We start from the raw sequence: 19,508 nt of genomic DNA, 5'->3' as shown, positions 1-19,508 counted from the left end.
AGAAACAAGCACAACACGCCCTCTGAACCGCCACTGACCCGAATTGTCACTGGCGTGGACGCGTTTCGCCCTTGTCTGCCCCACTACCCGCGCTATGCTGCGAGTATTCACGCGCTGTTAACTGCGCAATCCAATATCACCCACAGGAGAGCAATGTGGCCGATCTCGACCTCGACCAATTTCGCCTCGACGTTCGCCAATGGCTTAGCGATAACTGCCCCCCCTCCCAGCGCCAGCCGATTACCCGTGAAGAGCAGGTCTGGGCCGGGCGCAATATGCAGTTCCCCAGTGAGGACGCCAAACTCTGGTTTGAGCGGATGCGCGATCGCGGCTGGACAGTGCCCGACTGGCCTGCGGAACTCGGCGGCGGTGGCCTGAATGAACAACAGAGCAAGATTTTGCGGGACGAAATGAAGCAGCTCGGCTGCCGCACGCCGCTCTACGACATTGGCATTTGGATGCTTGGCCCAGCAGTGCTGGAGTTTGGCACTGAGGAGCAGAAACGCGAGCATATCCCCCGCATCGCCCGCGGCGAAGTGCGCTGGTGCCAGGGCTACTCCGAACCCTCAGCGGGCTCGGACCTCGCCAGCCTGCGTACCCGCGCAGAAGACTGCGGCGACCACTTTCTGGTCAATGGCTCAAAAATATGGACCACCAACGCCGACAAGTCCGACTGGATATTCTGCCTCGTACGCACTGACCCCGACGCCAAAAAGCAGGAGGGCATCAGCTTCCTGCTGATCGATATGGCCGACCCCGGCATCACCACTTCGCCGATCGAGCTGATCAGCGGCGAGTCGGAATTCTGTCAGACCTTTTTCGACAATGTAAAAGTACCCAAGCGGAATCTGATTGGTGAACTGAATCAGGGCTGGTCAGTGGCCAAGGCCTTGCTGCGCCACGAGCGCAAACTGATGGCCGAGATTGGTGGCGACACCCCCGGGCCCAGTTTCGGCCCGGTACAGGCTGCACTGCACTACGTGGGCTGTGACGCATCGGGAAAACTGAGAGACCCGGCTCTGCGCGAGCAACTGGTGCGCCACGAGATGGCCTACCGCGCGGTGGGACTCACCCACTTTCGCACCTTTGAAGAACGCATCAGCGGTCAGACCGACAGCAATGTGCCGCTGATTATGAAATACGTCGGCACCGAGGAAGGCAAACGCAAGGACGAACTGCTGGTCGCCCTGCTCGGCTTTCAGGGGCTTGGCTGGGAGGGCGACGGTTTCAACAGCGATGAACTCCTCACCACCCGGGGCTGGCTGTTCAGCAAAGCGCTGTCAATTGCCGGCGGCAGCTCCGAAGTGCAACTGAATATTATCGCCAAGCGAGTGCTTGGCCTGCCCCAACAATAGTCGAGCGCGCCGCTAACAAGAGAACACATTCATGGCCCTGGTACTGAACGAAGAACAACGATATTTGAAAGAAACCGCGCGGGAATTTTTCCGCACACAGATGCCGGTCGACGTCCTGCGGCAACTCCGTGCCGGGAAATGCCCCGTCGGCTACCGGAACGAAGACTGGCAGAAAATGAATGAGCTGGGCTGGGCGGGTATCGTATTGCCCGAGGAATACGGCGGCCTGGACTTCGGTTATATGGGGCTGGGCGCCATTCTGGAGGAAGGGGGCCGCACCCTCGCCCCCAGCCCGCTGCTGAGCAGCGTGGTAATGGGTGCCACACTGATATTGCAAGCCGGGTCGGCACAACAGCGCGAACAATTACTCCCCGCCATTGCCTCAGGTGAATTAACCGTCGCGGTGGCACTGGAAGAAGGCCACCACCACGATCCCTACCCGGGCAACACCAACCTCGTCGCCGACGGCGACGGCTTTGTCCTGAGCGGCACCAAGAGCTTTGTCGCCGACGGCTTCGCCGCCGACAAACTGATTGTCGTTGCCCGCAGCGCAGGTTCGGCAGGCCAGGCAGAAGGCCTGTCGCTGGTACTGGTCGACGGCGACCAGGCTGGACTGACCAAACAGCCCCGCTGCTTTGCCGACAGCCGCGCGGCGGCAAGTATAAGCTTCGACGATATCCGTCTGCCCGCATCCGCCCTTCTTGGCGACCTGCGCGGCGGCACACCGCCACTGGAGCTGGCACTGGACTGCGCGCGAATCTGCCTCGGCGCAGAAATGTTCGGCGGTGCGCTGGAGTGCTTTGAACGCACGGTGGATTACCTGAAGGAGCGGGAGCAATTCGGAGTTAAAATCGGCAGTTTCCAGGCACTTCAACACCGCGCATCGCTGATGTACATCGAGTTGCAGCTCACCAAATCTGTCGTGCTCGACGCGCTATCCGCCATCGACGAAAAGCGCGCTGACCTACCCCAGCTGGCCAGCCTCGCCAAAGCCCTTTGCAACGATGTTTTTGAGCTGGTTACCAGCGAAGCGGTGCAAATGCACGGCGGCATCGGCGTTACCGACGAGCTGGACATCGGCCTGTTTCTGAAGCGATCGCGTATGGCTACTCAGCAGCTGGGCAGCTCCGGCTTCCACCGCGACCGCTATGCCACACTGTGCGGCTATTGATGATGGCCGGATTGGTCGAAGCGTTGCAATACCGTCAGCAGTAAATCATCGACCTGCTGAAAGCGCTGAGTCACCGCGTCGCTGGCATCAAACTGCGGCCGGTTCTGCATAAATACCGGCACACCGAGGTGGCGGGCCGCCAGATACTTTGCCTCCAGGGCGCGGCCACCGGTATTGCGACATACCAGCCCGTTGATACGATAGTCCGCTAGCAGGAAGACTTCATCACCCACGTCAAAGGGACCGACACCGAGGACATACTCACACCGCGGCGGCAAATTCTGCACCGGCACCGCCGACCTGACCAGCATAAAGGACGCATCAAAGGTCTTTAATTGCGGGTATTGCATCTGTCCAACACTGAAGAATAACCGTGCGTCGCCCTCTGGGAATCGATGGTTAATCTTGCGCTGCAAATCGGCATAGTCGTTAAATCCGATCCACTCGTCATCATCGGTTGGCTGCCATGGCGGGCGATCAAAACGCACGCAGGGAATTCCCAGACGCAGGCACTCCCGCGCCGCAGCCTCACTCATACGCTGCGCATAGGGATGAGTGGCATCGACGACCGCGTCGACATCCTCGGCCTCCAGCCAGCTGCCGACGCCGCCGTAGCGCGAAAACCCGCCGGTGAGCTGCTCACAACCCAATTTAGCCTGCCTGACCAGGCCGGCCATACTGTAGGTGACCGACAGCCCTGCCATCGACAAACGACGGGCGATCTCCCTCCCTTCCGAGGTGCCGCCAAGTACCAGAACTCTTATCGACTTATCGCCGCCCATAGCCAGATCCTGAACGATTCAACACACATCTTTGCGAGGCAGTTGGCCATGAGCCGCGACCTGCCCCTCACAGCGCTTGGGCGAACCAGTACGCGCCAAAACCCACAGTCGACAGGGCCAGAAACCGGCGAAACCACAATAGCAGTCGTGTGCCGCGGTTAGCCAGAAAACGCTGCAGACCACCCAGTCCAGCGCCCACCGCCAACATTCCCAGCAGCACCGACAGGGAGAACACCGCGACATAGGCCACCGCCCACCCGCCGCCCATGCCGCTGGCCACCGGCACCAACGCCAACGCCGGTGCGCTGCCGGCCAAACCGTGCAACACCCCCACCAGCGCCGGAAAATGCGCTCGGGAGTCACCGGGAAGGCTGGCGTGAGCAGCCTGGCGGCGGTGATCGACCAAATGGGTGTGCTCGACATCACCGTGGTTGTGGCGGTGCAGCGATAATTGCTCCTGACGCAATTGGCGCAGTAACAGCAGGCCGATCGCGATCAACACAAGTCCTACCGATTGCTCAGCAAAGCGCTGAAGGCCAACTGGCAACCCCAATCCCAGACCAAACAACAACAGGGCGGCGACCATCAGTACCGCGCCATGGCCCAATGCCCAGAAGCCGCAGTAACGCAAACTGCGCAGGAAGATATGACGGGAATTGCGCCGCGCGCTGCTCAGCGCAGACACCGCCATAACGTGGTCAGCATCAAGCGCGTGAACAAATCCCAGGGAAAGACCCATGCCAAGAATGGCGATTATGCTGGCGGACATCGGGCCCTCGATATTACCGGAAATGAAAGTGCCAATAAGCGTAGCGCCATCGGCTGGCGATGACCGATCAATAGCAGCAGAGAGGGGTCAACGTAATGATGGGTGGAATTGTAGCGGCTTTGCCTCAGCAGGCAAAGCCGGAACTCACGGCAAGTACTAGCGCCCTCGGGTCTCCATGCGCTGGAGAAACACCTCCATCACCGCTTTATACAGACCATCGCCCATAAATTTGTCTTCCACACCGGAGTCGATGCTCGGGTTGTCGTTCACCTCTATCACCACAACCTGACCGCCCTTTTGCTTAAGATCAACACCATAGAAACCGTTGCCGATCAGTTTGCAGGCCTTGACGGCTGCCTCGAGTACCTTCTTCGGTGCCTCGTAGGTGGGCATCGTATCAAAGCCCCCTGACTGGCTGCGACTGCTGCCGTGCTTGTAGATCTGCCAGTGGTTGTGAACCATATAATAACGGCAGGCGTACAGGGGCTTGCCATCAATCACCCCGATGCGCCAATCGTAATCGGTATACATAAACTCCTGGGCCAGCAACAGCGCGGACTTTTCCAGCAGTCGCTCGCTTTCTGCCTGAAGCTCCTCCCAGGTTTCCACCTTGACCACGCCCTTTGAAAACGCGCCGTCGGGCACCTTCAACACCATTGGCAGTCCCAGGCTTTCCACCAGGCGCTCCAGCTCTCCGGCCTTGTTGCGCCGCAGAAACTCGGTGCGGGGCACCGGCACCTTATTGCTGCGCAGCAGATCCGCCAGATAGATTTTATTGGTACAACGCAGAATCGACTGGGAGTCATCCATTACCACCAGCCCCTCTGATTCCGCCTTTTTAGCGAAGCGGTAGGTGTGGTGATCCACCGACGTCGTTTCGCGGATAAACAGCCCGTCATATTCCGCCAACCGACCGTAGTCCTTTCTGGTGATCAACTCGGCGGAGATTCCCAGCTGGGCAGCCGCTTTAATGAACTTGCGCAGCGCGACACCGTCGCTGGGGGGCAGCTTTTCCTTGGGGTCTGTCAATATCGCCAGGTCGTAGCGAAAGCTTTTCCGCGCCGGAGGCTTGCGCCACATTTTACTGCTGAAGGACTCAAAACGACTGGCGAAGGCTTCCTGCTCCTCGGCAGTTTTCAGCGCCTTCAAGCCGACAGCCTGCAATTTCTTTATGTGCCAGCCGTCCTTGAACTCCAGAGTAAGCTCAATCAGCGGGCAGGGGAAATACTCGAAAATCGCCTTGCAGAAGGCCGCGTACTGACTGTCGAGGCACTCGCCAAACCAGCACATCAGACGCCGCTGCTCCCCGGCCTCCCCATCGTGCAGTTTTTTCAATTCAGGGGCGACCCCCTGCCACTGTATCGCAGACAGGGTTTTACGCTCCATCTCACTCAGGGTTTTCACCGAGGGAATCACATTGTGGCCCCGGGCCTCGGCCAGCAGCGAGCAGTAATAGCCGGTTCCCAAATAGCGATAGGATCGACACAGATTCACTACCCGCACCCGCTCTCCCCCGTCGCGACCGGCGGTTTCCAGGTATTCATCGAAACTGACAACATCCTGGCTCGGGTAGTAGGGAGACCAGTCCTTTTGCTCGTCGAGCACTACGTAAAATCGGGACATTGGGCGTTATGATTCCTCAGTGGCAAGGCGATAGGGCGCGGCGAGGGGGACTCCTCTGTGCGGACTGTTTGGCGGCATTCTGCGGCCAATTATTTACCTTCACAAGTGAATTATTAGATTGTAGTCGGTAAATAATGCGCAGTATGATCCGCCACATAAGCCGCTTATTCCGCGGCGATGAAAAACAGGCCACCACCATGCTGCAAGCCCCTCTACAACACAAGCCAACAGTGCAACCGCTGCCCCGATGAGCACGGACATCCGCCTCGCCAAAGCGGCCGATCTCCCGGCGCTTGTCGCCCTGGAAGAGCGCTGTTTCGAGGGCGACAGGCTCTCTGCCCGCAGCATCAAGGGGTTTATCCGCGAAGGCGCCCATTTACTGGTGGTATTGACCTGCGACGAGCGCATTGTCGCCTACAGCCTGTTGCTGTTTCGCCGAGGCACACTGCTGTCGCGACTGTATTCGCTGGCGCTGCACGCCGACTTTCGCGGGCGCGGACTCGCCCAAAGGCTGATGGCCGATGCCGAGAAGCGGGCCCGCGCCCGTGGCTGTCTGTTTTTGCGTCTGGAGGTTCGCAGCGACAATCCCGGCGCCATTCGCCTCTATGAAAAACTCGGCTACACCCATTTTGACGTGGTCGAGGATTACTACGAAGACGGCTGCTCGGCGCTGCGCATGGAAAAGCCCCTGCTGCCCGCCCACGATGCCAGTCTGGTTGCCCAGGCCCCGGACTACTACCGGCAAACCACCGAGTTCACCTGCGGGCCGGCGGCCCTGCTGATGGCCATGCACCGCCAGCGACCTGAACTCGCAATGAACCGGCGGGAAGAATTGCAACTCTGGCGCGAAGCCACCACCATATATATGTGCAGTGGACACGGCGGCTGCTCCCCCCACGGCCTGGCACTGGCGGCACTGCGCCGACAGTTTCGCGTGCAGTTGTATATCAGCGACAACGGCACCCCCTTTATCGACAGTGTTCGCCAGCCGGAAAAGCGCGCGGTGATGGAAGAGGTACACCGAGACTTCGTGGCCCAGCTCGCCGACTACGGCGCCCAGGTGACGGTGTCGCCGCTGGACAAGCAGCAGTTCAAGCAACTGCTGGACACCCACGACGATATGATCGCCCTGATCAGCACCTGGGCACTTGACCGAAATCGATCACCACACTGGGTTTACGTGCATCGCGCCGACCAGCACTATGTGTACATGCACGACCCCGATGGCAACCATATCAACCCGGCGCGAACGGACTCTCACTGGCAGTCCGAGAGCGATTTCCGCCACGTGCCCTTGGCCATCGACGATTTCACCGCCATGGCCAGCTTTGGCCGTCGCCGCCTGCGCTGCCTGTTGGCCATTACCGCCCTGTAAGCGCACTGAGACAGGAGTTCCCATGAATGATGAGCAACACTATGGCACCGCGCTGCGCACGCTGTCGGACGAACTGATTCGCATCCAAAAACCAATTCTGATTCTGGACTCCATCAAATGGCCCCAGTCGATGGAAACGCGCTTTTTCGAACAGGGAGCCCAACGCCTTCCGGAGGTTAGCCGCGAGGACTATTTGCGCAGCAATCCGCTGAGCTTTGACCCCGACAGCAAAAAACGCGAGCTGGAAGACTTGCAGGGTAAAATTCGTCATACACTGGGTGACGGCGATCCACTTGGCCGCATTTTGAGCGAGACGGTCGCCCAGTATCGGGTGGTGGTCGATATGATCGACGCGCGCGGTACTCCGGGCTTTATGGCCGCCAGCCAGCAACTGTATGGCTCGGCCCGGGACCATCTGCGCGGCGACAAGCTCAGCCTGATCGATATGAGCAAACGCCTGTGCGATATTTTTTCGCTGCCGGCGGCCACACACCTGGCCTCGGCCTACCCCAAAAATATTGCCGCCGACGAGGCCGTGCGGCAACTGCAGGCTCGGCTACAACCTTTCTTTCACAACAGTCCGTTCAACGTCAGGGAAACCGACGGCATCGTGTCCGATGCCTCTGCCGGAGGCGACTGTATCAAGGTCAACACCCATGCCCGTTTTTCCAGCCTCGATATACAGGTACTGGAAGTGCACGAAGGCTGGGTGCACGTCGGCACCACACTGAATGGCCGCAACCAGCCCTGGGCGACGTGGTTGAGTGTCGGCTCGCCGCGGATTACGGCCCTGCAAGAGGGCCTGGCGGTGCTGACCGAAACCCTCACCTTTTCCTCTTACCCGGGGCGCGCACGTAAAATCAGCGACCGCGTGGTTGCCATCGACATGGCCGAACAGGGCGCGGATTTTATTCAGGTGTATCGCCACTTTGTCGGCCAGGGACTGACCCCGAAGGAAAGCTACAAAATTGCCCAGCGGGTATTTCGCGGCGGCAACGTCGCCGGCGGCAGCTGCTTCACCAAAGACTTGTCCTACGTGAAAGGCTTTATCGAAACGGTGAATTTTATCCGCAGCGCAATACTGTCCGACGTGCCGCAGATCCTGCCACTGCTTTTCGTCGGCAAGGTCTCGCTGGACGATGTGCCGGTACTGTATCGCTACGTCACCGAGGGCGTTATCCAGATGCCCCAATACCTGCCGCCGATGTTTCGCGACCTCAACGGGCTATATGTGTGGTTTGGTTTTTCCAGTGGCATATCCAACGTCAATCTGGACAGCATCCAGGCCCATTTCCACAATCTGTTTCAAGGTCTGTCCCCGAGGGCAGACCTATAGCCTTAGCCTTAGCCGTAGAAACAGGCGTAGGAACTGGTCTGCTCGATTTTCAGGTCGAAGCTGCTGTTGGCGGGCACATGGAATTCTTCACCGGCCGCGAAAGTCTGCCAGTTCTCACTGCCGGGCAGCAGGACGGTCAACGCGCCACTGGTCACCACCATACGCTCGGCGGCTTCGGTGCCGAAGCGATATTCGCCCACCGCCATAACGCCGACGGAAACCGGCTGTGATTCGCCCTGAAAGCCCAGTGACTGGACGTTGTTGTCGAAGTAGCTGTTGTGTTTAATCATGGCAAGGCTCGCTCGAAAAAGCGGCAATGATACGCGCCCGCTGGCGGGCGCGCCAGTCGTGTCAGCTGTTGGACACAGCCGTCGCAGGCAGTTTGCCCTGGGCGACTAATTTGCTGTAGTCACGACCGATATACAGATACATCGCCGGCACAACAAACAGGGTGAACAGGGTGCCAATGGTCATGCCCGAGGCTATCACCATACCCAGCGCAAAGCGGGAGGAGGCCCCGGCACCGTCGGCAAACAACAGCGGCACCATCGCCATCACCAATGCCGCAGTCGTCATCAGTATCGGACGAAGGCGCACCGAAGCGGCCTCTTCAATCGCCTCGCGTTTGCTTGCGCCTTCCTGTTGCAAGCGGTTGGCGAAGTCAACGATCAGTATACCGTGCTTGGAGATCACTCCAATCAGGGTCACCAGACCGACCTGGGTGTAGATATTCAAGGTCATACCGGGAAAATTCGTCAACTGCATAAAATTCGTCAACGCCAAAACATTCATCGTCAACAGCGCGCCGCACACCGACATCGGCACTGTCACCAGAATAATCAAAGGGTCGCGGAAGGACTCAAACTGCGCGGCCAATACCAGGTAGATAATCACGATCGCGAACATAAATGTGGCAACCAGAGCACTACCCTCTTCCTTGAATTGACGAGAGGCGCCGGCATAATCCAGCTGAAAATCCTTGGGCATTACCTCTCTGGCGATATTCTCCAGAATTTCCAGCGCCTCGCCCTGGGAGACATCGGGTCGGGGCACCGCCGAAATCACGTTGGAGTTCATTTGCTGGGCGTGGGAAATCGACTGGGGCTTGGTCGTGTAGGTGATGCTCACCAGCGTTGACAGCTGCACCAGCTCACCGTTTTTGGTACGGGTATAAAACTGTTCCAGTTGCGAGGGGTCGAGCCGATCCTTGCGCTGGACCTGGGTCATCACTTTGTACGAGCGGCCCATATAAGCGTAGCGATTTACCTCAGCACCGGCCATCATCGTGGCCAGATCAGCGCTTAATGTCGCCATATCTACTCCCATCGCCGCGGCCTTGTCACGGTCGATTTCTAACACAGCCTCGGGCCGATCGTACTGCAAGCTCGGCGCGAGATAGAAAAACCGCTTGGTCTCGTAGGCGCGGGCGACAACTTCTTCGCCGATTTTGGCCATCAATTCCGGAGACGTCGTCGATTTCAGCACAAACTCAACGGGGAAGCCCTGCCCCGGCGTGGGCAATGGCGGCGGAGTAAAGGTCGCGACCTTTACTGGCCCCAGAGCTTTAAGGGACTCGCCTATCTCTTCGAGCACCTGGCTCATGGGCTTGTCGCGATCATCCCAGGGGCGACCAATAACACCGATAAACCCCTTGTTGGTCGACCCCATTTCCGGAAAGTTAAACGCAAAGGTATTGGCCGTTGCCTCGTGGGCCAGTGCGGTTTGCTGGGAAGCCAGAAACGGCTTTACAAAATACTCATTGGAGGCATAACCATCCGCCTCAACCATGATGCCACCGAAACCCAGGTCTTCCATCGGCGCCAGTTCCGAAGCGCTGGTGCGGTAAAGGAAGACACAGGACACCAGTACAATTAGGCCAAACACGCCTACCACGTGCACCTGATTCATCGTCGCGTGGAGCTGCTGTTTATAGCCCTGACGCCAGAATTCAAACCTTTCGTCGAGGAAGGTTTCCAGGCGGCTGGCGGTCTCCCCCTCACGGGGGCTGTGCAAAATCTTTGAGCACATCATTGGCGTCAAGGTCAGCGCAATCACTCCGGAGATCAACACCGCTCCCGCCAGGGTAAAGGCAAACTCGGTGAACAGGGTGCCGGTCATACCGGTGAGAAAGCCGATGGGCGCGTACACAGCCACCAAGGTAATGGTCATGGCAACCACTGGCCCAACTAACTCTCTTGCCCCCTTGATTGAAGCATCCAGCGGAGTCATGCCCTCTTCAATGTGGCGGTGAATGTTCTCCAATACAATAATGGCGTCGTCCACCACCATACCAATGGCCAGCACCATCGCCAGCATGGTCAGCAGGTTCAGGGAAAAGCCCAGCACAAACATAAGGAATATCCCGCCGACCAGCGACAGCGGCACGGTGACCGCCGGAATCAGCGAGCTGCGCACCGAGCCGAGGAAGAGGAAGATCACCAAAACAACAATCAGTACCGCCTCGACCAGCGTTTGCAATACATCGCCAATGGCAGCATTGACATAAATCGTAGAATCGAAGGCAATCTCAGCTTCTATTGCGTCCGGCAGCGCTTCCACCACCGCGGGCCACTTTTGCCTCACCCGCTCAATAACATCCAGCAAATTTGCGTCGGGCATGGCATCCAGCCCAATGAAAACAGTCGGCTCGGCGTCCCAGAACGACAGGGCATCGTAGGACTCATCGCCAACCTCAACATCGGCGACATCTCCCAGCCTTACCACCTGGTCGCCATCATTCTTTATCGCCAGCGCGCGAAATTCATCCGCATGGCCGAGGTCGGTACGGGCAGCTATGCCAACCTTAACATTCTGACCATTGGCAGTTCCCACCGTCGACAGCACATTCTGGCGTTTGATCGCGCCGTGTACTTCGCTGGGCGTGAGGTTGTGGGCGGCCAGGCGATCTGCATCCAACCAGATACGCATAGCATAGGTTCGCCCTCCCATAATCATGGCGCGTTTGACGCCGGGTATGGAGGCCAGCTCCGGCTCGACGACCCGGCTAACGTAGTCAGTCAACTGCGCTGCTGTCAGGCTCTTGGAGCTGAAGGAAAGGTACATTGCCGCAGTACTACTGCCGATCCCCGGCGCGATAATCGGATCTTCGCTGCCTTCGGGCAGCTGGCTGCGCAATTTGTTGACCTTGGAGGATATCTCGGTAAGCGCCTCGTTAGGGTCTTTGTCAATCGCCAGGTTAGCGGTAATTACCGCCATTCCCTGGGAAGAAATCGAGGTGAGAAAGTCGATGCCATCTGCCGAGGCCATTTCCCGCTCAATGGGCGTGGTAATAAATCCCTCAATCAGCTCCGGTGACGCCCCCGGGTATATCACCGTGACATCAATTTTGGAGTTTTGCATTTCCGGGTATTCACGCACACTCAGCTCATTCGCCGCACGCACCCCCAGCAGAAAAATGACCAGGCTGACCACTACCGCCAGCACCGGGCGCTTTATGAACACATCAGTAAATTGCATTTATATCTTCCTTAACGGGGCATCGACGGATACGGATAATGACTCAGCCCTTGGGCGGCATCGGTGATAGTTCCGCCGTGGGTGCCAGGGCATTTTCAATCACTACCGGTACGTGGCTGCGCAATTTGAGCAATCCACTGCCCGCCACCACGTCATCTGCCTCCAATCCTTGTTTTACTTCTACAAAATCACCGCGCACTTCACCCAGCTTGACGAAGCGCTGAACGACCTCGAGCGTGGGTTCCTGGCTTGTCGCGTCGCCGTCAGCAGACGCTACCTGCTCACGCTCTTGCAACACAAATACCGAATCACCATAAGAGCTGTATTTAATTGCGGTACGGGGCACCACGAGCAGCTCCCTCGCCGCGCCGTACTGAACCCGAATTTTGGCAAACAGGCCCGGCTTGAGCTTCAGCTCAGGATTTGCCAGTCGCGCACGCACGTCGAAATTGCGGGTATCGGGATTGATTTTGGGCTCAATCGCGAGGATTTTTCCGGTGAAGCGCTCCCCGGGAAATGCGTCAATACGGGCGCTGATTTCTCTCCCCGTAGCAACCTTGTTTAACAAGCGCTCAGGCAGAGAGAAGTCCAGCTCAATCGGATCGAGGGCTTGCAGTGTGACAATCGCGGTGCCCGCCCGCACATACTGCCCCGCCGCGACCCGGCGTATACCCAACGTACCGCTGAAGGGGGCGCGCAGTACTTTTTTCGCCAGGCGACCTCGTTGCGCCGCTACCGCGGCTTTGGCGCCGTTGGTTTCAGCAAGCGCCGCATCGTATTCCGACTTGGAAATGGTGCCGCGCTTGTACAATTTTTCCCGACGGCGGCGCTCGATTTCCACCAGTTCGGCCTGGGCCTCCAGCCGCGCCAGTTCGCCCTGCTCGACCGCCGAGTCGAAGGTCAGCAGCAGCTGTCCTTTTTCAACCTCCTGCCCCGATTCAAAGGCGATCTCTGTGATCGTGCCATCGGTTTCGGCAGTCAGGTCAGCACCGTGCACGGCGACAAGCGTCCCTACCGCATCCACATACTGCTCCCATTCATGCCGCTCTACCGCAGCGGAGCTGATGGTCTCAGGGGGCGTTGGCATCGCATCAACAATCTCATTCAGCATATTGGTGCTGAATGCCTTTAAGCCGAATACGCTGCCAAACACCGCACCGGTAATCAGCAGCATAATCATCATTCGCTTGGTCATCGGAGTTCCTTTTCTCTCGGTGGTGCTAATACCAAACATCGCGACCGGAAGACGGCGCATCGCGAGTTGTCACACAGGACAGTTTATTCAGGGGTGAAGCATATCAGGCGGGGTCATCTGTTTGGATTAATATTCGGACAGGTTACGGCTTAAACCCTTGATTTAGAGGGAAATGCCTCACGCCACCCTCCTCCACCGGGGGCTCCGTCATGGGCCGACGGCCCGGATCCACTGTCGCTTATTGGTAACAAGCTCAACGATTCCACACCGTGCGCTCCTCTCCGCGGCCATAAGGCCGCAGCACCGGGCATTTCCCCACTTCCGGGAGCACCCGGCAAGTCGGAAGCTCCCACTTTTACACCCACTCGCCAGCAAGCGCCCTATGACTGTTGGGTTTCAGCAACAGATATCCCTCCTCCACATGCGCCTCCGCGCACACGCAGTCGCAACCAACTGTTTTTAAACAACTTTTTAATTGGCATAGCATTTGCGCTATTGCCCACCAGGAGACACAGATCTCGATTGGCGCCTAGGGGGTACTCAGCGCAAAGGAACGGGACACCACGATTCGGAGGATCAACAATGGTAAAAAACAGTACTGCACCCATCATAGTCCTGGGCGGGGACGGCTATATCGGGTGGCCGCTGGCACTGCGACTCGCCCGGGAAAACCGCCACCGCAACATTATCATCGCCGACAACCTCGCACGGCGGCGCTGGGTAAAGGGGGTAGGCTCAGACAGCCTGATCCCCATTGGCAGCCCCAGTGACCGGCTCGCCGCCGCTCGGGCCATTCACAACGTCACCAATCTGGAATTTATCCACCTCGATGTGAACAGCGACTCGCTGACCGCACTGATTCGCTCCCAACAACCCGCGGCGGTATACCACCTGGCCCAGCAGTGTTCTGCGCCGCTGTCGATGCGCAGCAGGGATGATGCTCTGATGACCCTGCGCAACAACGAAGAAGGTAATATGCGGCTGCTATGGGCGGTGAAGGACTACGCCCCTGAATGCCATATTATTAAGCTGGGCACCTTTGGTGAATACGCCAAATCAGGTCTGGATATCGCCGAGGGTTATTTTACCCCGAGCTACAATGGCAAAGTCGCCGAGCGTCCGGTGCCCTACCCACGTCAGTCCGATGATTTTTATCACGCGTCCAAAATCAACGACACCAACTATATTTCCATCGCCTGTCGGCATTGGGGGCTGCGTATTACCGACATTATGCAATCCACCGTGTTCGGGGCCTGGACAGAAGACGCCGCCGGGCACCCGTCCTTGTATACCCGGCTGGACTACGATGAGTTCTTTGGCACGGTGGTCAATCGCTTCCTGACCCAGGCGTTGTGCGGCATGCCTCTTACGGTGTACGGCAGCGGCCACCAACGCACGGGGTTGATGTCGCTGAATGACTCGGTGGTGTCAATGTCGGAGCTGTGGCAACAGAGCCCTGACAAGGGCCAACACCGGGTCATCAATCACCTCACCGAGGAGTCGTTCTCGATTAATGAGCTGGCCGATACCATCCGTGAACTGGCCGGCAAGGCGGGCTATGAGGTGGATATTCAACGCGGTCGCTTCGACCCACGCAGCGAGAATGAAACCAGCAAACTGGAGTACAACGTCGAGCGGCACTACGTTAAAAGTCGCGGTGAGCACGAAACTCTGGAACAGGTCGTGGCAAAAACCCTGAAAATTCTGCTGCCCTTTCGCAATGCGATCAATGCCGAGCTGTTCCAGCCCAGACACGGCTGGCAGCGGGAGGCCACCACAGAGCAGCAACGGGGTGCCGATATCGTAGCGCTGAACATTACTCCTCAGGGTGACGACAGTGACAGTCGCTGGGAACACTTCCGTCGCACCGAGTTTCCCTATCGACATATCAACCTCAATCCCGGCACCCTCGGCAGCCCTGCTGCCTCGGTGTTAGCGGCGCAACGGGACTTTGAAAACAGCGATGTAATGGCCTTTCCCATCGGCCAATACGGCGAGGGACGGGCGGCACTCAAGCGCGCCGTCGACACCGCCAACGCGCTCTGGCCCAGCCCAGATCACCAGCTGCAGGTGAGCGCCGGCGCCTCCCAGTGCTCCAATATTCTCGCGCTGAATTTGTTGCGCATGTGTCGGACAACAGAGCGCAAACTGAAGGTACTCACCACGCCCCACGAGCACATCGGCGGCACCGGGGCCTTTGAACGGCTGCCCGAGTTTGACGTTCGCTATCTCACCACCGAACAGCTCAACAGCATTGAGGCCTTCGCCCATGCGGTGTATGTGCAGCGCCCGGATGTGGTGTTCTTTTCCCATATCGCCTACGACAACGGCCATATTTTCCCGGTCAGCGAATGGGGTCGCATCGTCAAGGAAATGGTGCCGGAGTGTTGGGTGCTTTACGATGTTTCCCAGTCTCTGGGCTTGATGACGCCGCCGATGGCGCACGCCGATGTGGTCTTTGGCAGCTGTCATAAGTGGTTGTTTGGCCCACGGGGCAGCGGTCTGATGTGGACCAGCGAGGCCTTTCGCGAGCGCTCCGGCGGGTTGAACTGGTCGGGCCTGCCCCTGGTGAATGACGCCACGGCAATTGGCTTTTCACCGGCGGGAGGCATGGACTTTTCGGTATTCGCCGGGGTTCACGCGGCATTGTCGTTACATACAAAAGTCGGTGAAGCGACGATCCGACAGCGGGGACGCTACCTTGCCAGCCGTTTGCGCGCCGGTCTGGACCAACTGCTGGAGGAGTACGGTATCGCCCACCGATTCCTTAATCAGCAGTATGCCCTGAGCTGCGAAGCCGGCGTGTTAACCGTCGCCTTTGACGACTACGACCCCTACCCCCTGTACAACGCCATGAATGCCCGAGGGGTACATTGCAAGTGCATTAAGGACACCTGCAAGCAAGGTGAGCCGCGACAACTACTGCGCTTTGGCGTGCCGTTCTATGAAACCGAAAGCCGCCTGGAACACGCGCTCTCGGTGATGGATCAGTGTATGAAGCAGGTCAGTCTGTCGGGCAAATTTGTCGTGGCGGGACAACGCGCGCCATTGCACTAGTCGCTGGCCATAGGCTGCAGAGCGCTCACAGAGAACTCTGCAGCTTCTCTACCCAGATATTATTCGAGGTAGAGCGGCCAGCCCACCAGCAGCACGACAAGGGTGATCACGCCCACAAATATATTCATTGGCACCCCCACCCTGACAAAATCCGCAAAGCGATAGTCCCCCGGCCCCAGCACCATCAGGTTGGTCTGGTAACCCAGGGGCGTAGCGAAACTGGCTGACGCAGCCATCATAATGGCAAACACAAAGGGCTCCGGGTTCAAGCCGGAACTCTCACAGATTCCCAGCGCGATGGGCAACATAATGACCGCCGCCGCGTTATTACTGATAGTCTCGGTGAGTAATGACACGGCAATATAGGTCAACGCCAGCATCAGCCACGCTTGGCCGAAGCTCAGGGCGACGATATTTTCGGCGATCACCTTCGCCACACCGGTTTTTTCCAGCGCGGCGCCGAGTGCAAAGGAGGCCGCAATCGTTAGAATAACGGTTAAGTCCAAACTCCGCTCCGCCTGTTTTAGCGAACAACACCCGCAGGCGATCATCAGCCCCGCACCAATCAGCGCGGCATTCAGCATCGACAATACCCCCACTCCCGCTGATCCCACCACGGCTACCAGAATTGCCAGCGACAGCCAGGCGCGATCGTGACGCGGCGCTTCCTGGCCGAGATCGCTCACCAGTAAAAAGTCCCGGTGGCGACGCTGGGCATCGATAAATCCCGGCCCGGTTTCCAGCAGCAGAATATCCCCGGCTTCCAATGTAGTGGTGCCAAGATTGCCCTTGACCCGCTCGCCGCCACGGGCCACCGCAAGCACCGCCGCCCCGTAACGTTCGCGAAAGCCGCTGCGCCGCAGCGACTGACCTATTGCCTCACACTGGGAGGACACCGCCACCTCGACCAGACGCCGTTCAGCGCGTCGGCGACTGTCCGGCTGCTGATCTGATGCGGCGATGCCCTTAATGCGCAGCAGGTCGGAAATGGCATCAGTGTCGCCGGCAAACACCAGACGATCGCCGCTGCATAACACCTCTTCAGGGGCCACGGGACTGTGAATCACCCCGCCTCGATCAATTTCTACCAGATAAATGCGTTTTAGATTGCGCAGTCCCGCGGCGGTAATACTCTTGCCTACCAGAGGGCCACCCTCGGCCACGCTGACCTCAAGGGTAAACTCACGCAGGTTGGACAACAGAGCATCATTTTGTCGATGCGGCAGCAGGCGGGGGAAAAACAGCCACATAAAGGCCATGCCGGCGACGGCGACCGGCAATCCGACCAGAGTGATTGAAAACAGCGAAAAGCCTTCGTCCCCTGTCAACGCCTGATACTGACCATTGACCACCAGATTGGTACTGGTGCCAATCATCGTCAACGTCCCGCCCAGGATGGCGGTATAACTCAGCGGGATCATCAGTTTACTGGCGGGAATATTGATTCGCCGCGACCAACTGTGAACCACGGGAATCATTGTCGCAACCAGCGGCGTGTTATTGACAAAAGCACTGAGCGCCGCCACGGGCGCGAAAATACGCAACAGGGCCCCACGCTGGCTGGTCGGTTGTCCCAGCAAGCGATGGCCAAGCAGGTCAATACCGCCCGAGGCGTGCACCCCGGCCGCGACAACAAACATCGCCGCCACGGTAATCAGCCCCGGATTGGCAAAGCCGGAAAGCGCCTCTGCGGGGCTGATAACCCCTGACACACTGAGCAGTGTCATCACCCCCATCATCACCAGATAGGGCGCCACGTGGCTGAATATCAGACACAGCAACGCCGCCACCGTGAGTGACAGTACCAGCCATGCTTGCCAATCCATATTTGTACTACTTCAAAGGAGGGAAATTGGGCGCAAATATATTCCGAACCACAGGCCACTGAAAAGAATTATTAGCACTATTGGCGATATTTTTTATACTCGAAAAATCGCTTTCCGATCAATGGGGATAACACCAATGGGGCCGAGGTCGCTACCCGGGCCCCATGGAGAATATTATTGTTTTGCAGCCGCCGTCGTCAGGTTCGACAGTACGCCGCTTTTCTCCACCGCTGACTCCAGCGAGAGCTTGGCATCCTGTACCGCTTTTTTCGCCCCGGTGGACGTTTCATCGGCCACCCGCTCGAAAGGCTCTGTCACTGTGGTCGGCAGCGACCATCGCGGAATGCGGCCCTCGATGGGGGTACCGGAGGTCATATCCAGGGCAAAGGTTTTGTCGTCCTTGGGCCGCGCCTCAACAACAATGGCAGAGCTGCCGGGCCGGTAGTTGCGCTGCAATTCCTCGGGTAGCGATTCCATCGACGGATACACTTTATTTACCACCAGCTCCAACTTCGAACCATCGGCGCGGGACACCGGAATGACCATGTCCTTCTGCAACTTGCCCTGTGCCGCGGGAGGGAAATACAGATAAGCGCGCAGCTGGTTTTTATCGACGATTTCAACCGCGGGCTCGCCCGCGCGCAGAACATCGCCCTTCGATACCGGCACCCGCGACACGGTGCCCGCCATCGGCGCGCGCAGCTCCAGTGCCGCAAGCTGGTCCTCAATGGAGGTGTGCAGCTCTTTCAGTGCCGCTAATCGTTGGGACAGCTCCGGCGCGCCAGAAGATTCCTTGCTGCCGCGAAGCGTCGCCAGCTGGCTACGTGTCGAGGCCAGCTGGGCCTCCACCCGACGATATTCCGCCCAGGTTTTATTGTGCTGACTTTGCAGCTGGTCGAGGTTGCCGCGCTGCGTCGCACCGGCTTCGACCAGTTCACGCAGGGCATTGAGCTGCTGGGTCTCCTGGAAATACTGGGACTCCAGATACTCCATTTCAGCCTGCAAGGATTGCACTTCAGCCTGCAACTGCGACTCGTTACCCGAGCTGGTTACCGAGCGCTGTGCCAGGTCACTTTGCAAGCGGGCCATTTCCGCTTCGTTTTTGGCCAGTGACTGCACCAGGGCCGGAGAACTGAGCTTGGCGAGCAGGTCGCCCTCTTCGACCGTGTCTGACGGGGAAACCAAAATCTCCTTGATCGACACTGTGTCCGACGGCGCGACATTGTATTGCGTGCCATTGATAAAACCACTGGCCGAAAACCAGAAGAAATTCAGGTAGACAAAGCGCAGGGCGATATAGGCAATGCCGAGCAAAATCGCGAAGTAAATCCAGCGTCCCCACTGGGGCTTGCGCGGCTGAGCGACCTCCAGCGCAGCAGCGGGTTGCGGGCTCGCCGCGGTATGCCACTGGCGCCAGGGGCGCGCCTGTACCGAGTTGACGGGCTGTCGCCCGTAGACGCTGGGATCGCGACGCTCGGGAACAATTTTGTCGGGATACCGGCCATTACCGGCATCATCTCTCATATCGCTTTTAATCATTTT

13 protein-coding genes are annotated in these 19,508 nt (G+C 58.3%); 5 read left to right on the top strand and 8 right to left on the bottom strand.

Features of this window, described 5'->3' with window-relative positions; genetic code table 11:
* Positions 1-155: 155 nt before the first annotated feature.
* Positions 156-1,355, top strand: coding sequence for an acyl-CoA dehydrogenase family protein (locus HCU74_RS06475; RefSeq protein ID WP_168449595.1), 1,200 nt, complete (start codon positions 156-158; stop codon positions 1,353-1,355).
* A 31-nt stretch (positions 1,356-1,386) separates the two neighbouring features.
* Positions 1,387-2,526: an acyl-CoA dehydrogenase family protein gene (locus tag HCU74_RS06470; RefSeq protein WP_168449594.1), complete on the top strand. Its 1,140-nt coding sequence runs from the start codon at positions 1,387-1,389 to the stop codon at positions 2,524-2,526.
* Here HCU74_RS06470 and HCU74_RS06465 read toward each other — a convergent pair.
* From HCU74_RS06465 to HCU74_RS06455, 3 genes are all read right to left on the bottom strand, one after another.
* A complete protein-coding gene (locus tag HCU74_RS06465; RefSeq protein WP_168449593.1) occupies positions 2,520-3,308 on the bottom strand; it encodes a precorrin-6A/cobalt-precorrin-6A reductase in 789 nt (262 codons plus the stop codon). The two genes, HCU74_RS06470 and HCU74_RS06465, sit on opposite strands and share 7 nt — an antisense overlap.
* 67 nt (positions 3,309-3,375) lie before the next feature.
* Positions 3,376-4,077 (bottom strand): urease accessory protein, encoded by a 702-nt coding sequence (locus HCU74_RS06460; RefSeq protein WP_168449592.1) that lies wholly within the window; start codon positions 4,075-4,077, stop codon positions 3,376-3,378.
* A gap of 156 nt (positions 4,078-4,233) precedes the next feature.
* The gene (locus HCU74_RS06455; RefSeq protein ID WP_168449591.1) at positions 4,234-5,700 is read right to left on the bottom strand and encodes a RimK family protein; all 1,467 of its coding nucleotides are present in this window, start codon (positions 5,698-5,700) and stop codon (positions 4,234-4,236) included.
* Positions 5,701-5,947: 247 nt separating this feature from the next.
* On the opposite strand from HCU74_RS06455, the gene HCU74_RS06450 reads away from it, so the two are divergent.
* On the top strand, positions 5,948-7,075 hold the full coding sequence (locus HCU74_RS06450) for a GNAT family N-acetyltransferase/peptidase C39 family protein (RefSeq protein ID WP_168449590.1): 1,128 nt from the start codon (positions 5,948-5,950) through the stop codon (positions 7,073-7,075).
* A 22-nt stretch (positions 7,076-7,097) separates the two neighbouring features.
* Complete coding sequence (locus tag HCU74_RS06445) at positions 7,098-8,411, top strand: flavohemoglobin expression-modulating QEGLA motif protein (RefSeq protein WP_168449589.1); 1,314 nt, start codon at positions 7,098-7,100, stop codon at positions 8,409-8,411.
* An 8-nt stretch (positions 8,412-8,419) separates the two neighbouring features.
* Here HCU74_RS06445 and ppnP read toward each other — a convergent pair whose 3' ends face one another.
* From ppnP to HCU74_RS06430, 3 genes are all read right to left on the bottom strand, one after another.
* Positions 8,420-8,701 carry a pyrimidine/purine nucleoside phosphorylase gene (gene ppnP, locus HCU74_RS06440; protein ID WP_168449588.1) on the bottom strand — a complete coding sequence of 94 codons (282 nt, stop codon included), beginning with the start codon at positions 8,699-8,701 and terminating at the stop codon, positions 8,420-8,422.
* Positions 8,702-8,762: 61 nt separating this feature from the next.
* A complete protein-coding gene (locus HCU74_RS06435) occupies positions 8,763-11,888 on the bottom strand; it encodes an efflux RND transporter permease subunit (RefSeq protein ID WP_168449587.1) in 3,126 nt (1,041 codons plus the stop codon).
* Positions 11,889-11,931: 43 nt separating this feature from the next.
* The gene (locus tag HCU74_RS06430; RefSeq protein WP_246864478.1) at positions 11,932-13,083 is read right to left on the bottom strand and encodes an efflux RND transporter periplasmic adaptor subunit; all 1,152 of its coding nucleotides are present in this window, start codon (positions 13,081-13,083) and stop codon (positions 11,932-11,934) included.
* 582 nt (positions 13,084-13,665) lie between these two features.
* Between HCU74_RS06430 and HCU74_RS06425 the strand changes: the two genes are divergently transcribed.
* On the top strand, positions 13,666-16,140 hold the full coding sequence (locus HCU74_RS06425; protein ID WP_168449586.1) for an aminotransferase class V-fold PLP-dependent enzyme: 2,475 nt from the start codon (positions 13,666-13,668) through the stop codon (positions 16,138-16,140).
* Positions 16,141-16,199: 59 nt separating this feature from the next.
* Here HCU74_RS06425 and HCU74_RS06420 read toward each other — a convergent pair whose 3' ends face one another.
* Both HCU74_RS06420 and HCU74_RS06415 read right to left on the bottom strand, forming a co-directional pair.
* Entirely contained in the window at positions 16,200-17,966 is a 1,767-nt protein-coding gene (locus HCU74_RS06420) for an SLC13 family permease (RefSeq protein WP_168449585.1), read from the bottom strand.
* 174 nt (positions 17,967-18,140) lie between these two features.
* Positions 18,141-19,505 carry an HlyD family secretion protein gene (locus tag HCU74_RS06415; protein ID WP_168449584.1) on the bottom strand — a complete coding sequence of 455 codons (1,365 nt, stop codon included), beginning with the start codon at positions 19,503-19,505 and terminating at the stop codon, positions 18,141-18,143.
* Positions 19,506-19,508 lie beyond the last annotated feature (3 nt).

It is taken from the genome of Spongiibacter thalassae (assembly GCF_012272835.1).
Lineage (GTDB): Bacteria > Pseudomonadota > Gammaproteobacteria > Pseudomonadales > Spongiibacteraceae > Spongiibacter > Spongiibacter thalassae.
The sequence above is the reverse complement of the archived record's forward strand: the minus strand, read 5'-3'. Positions and strand labels throughout refer to the sequence as shown.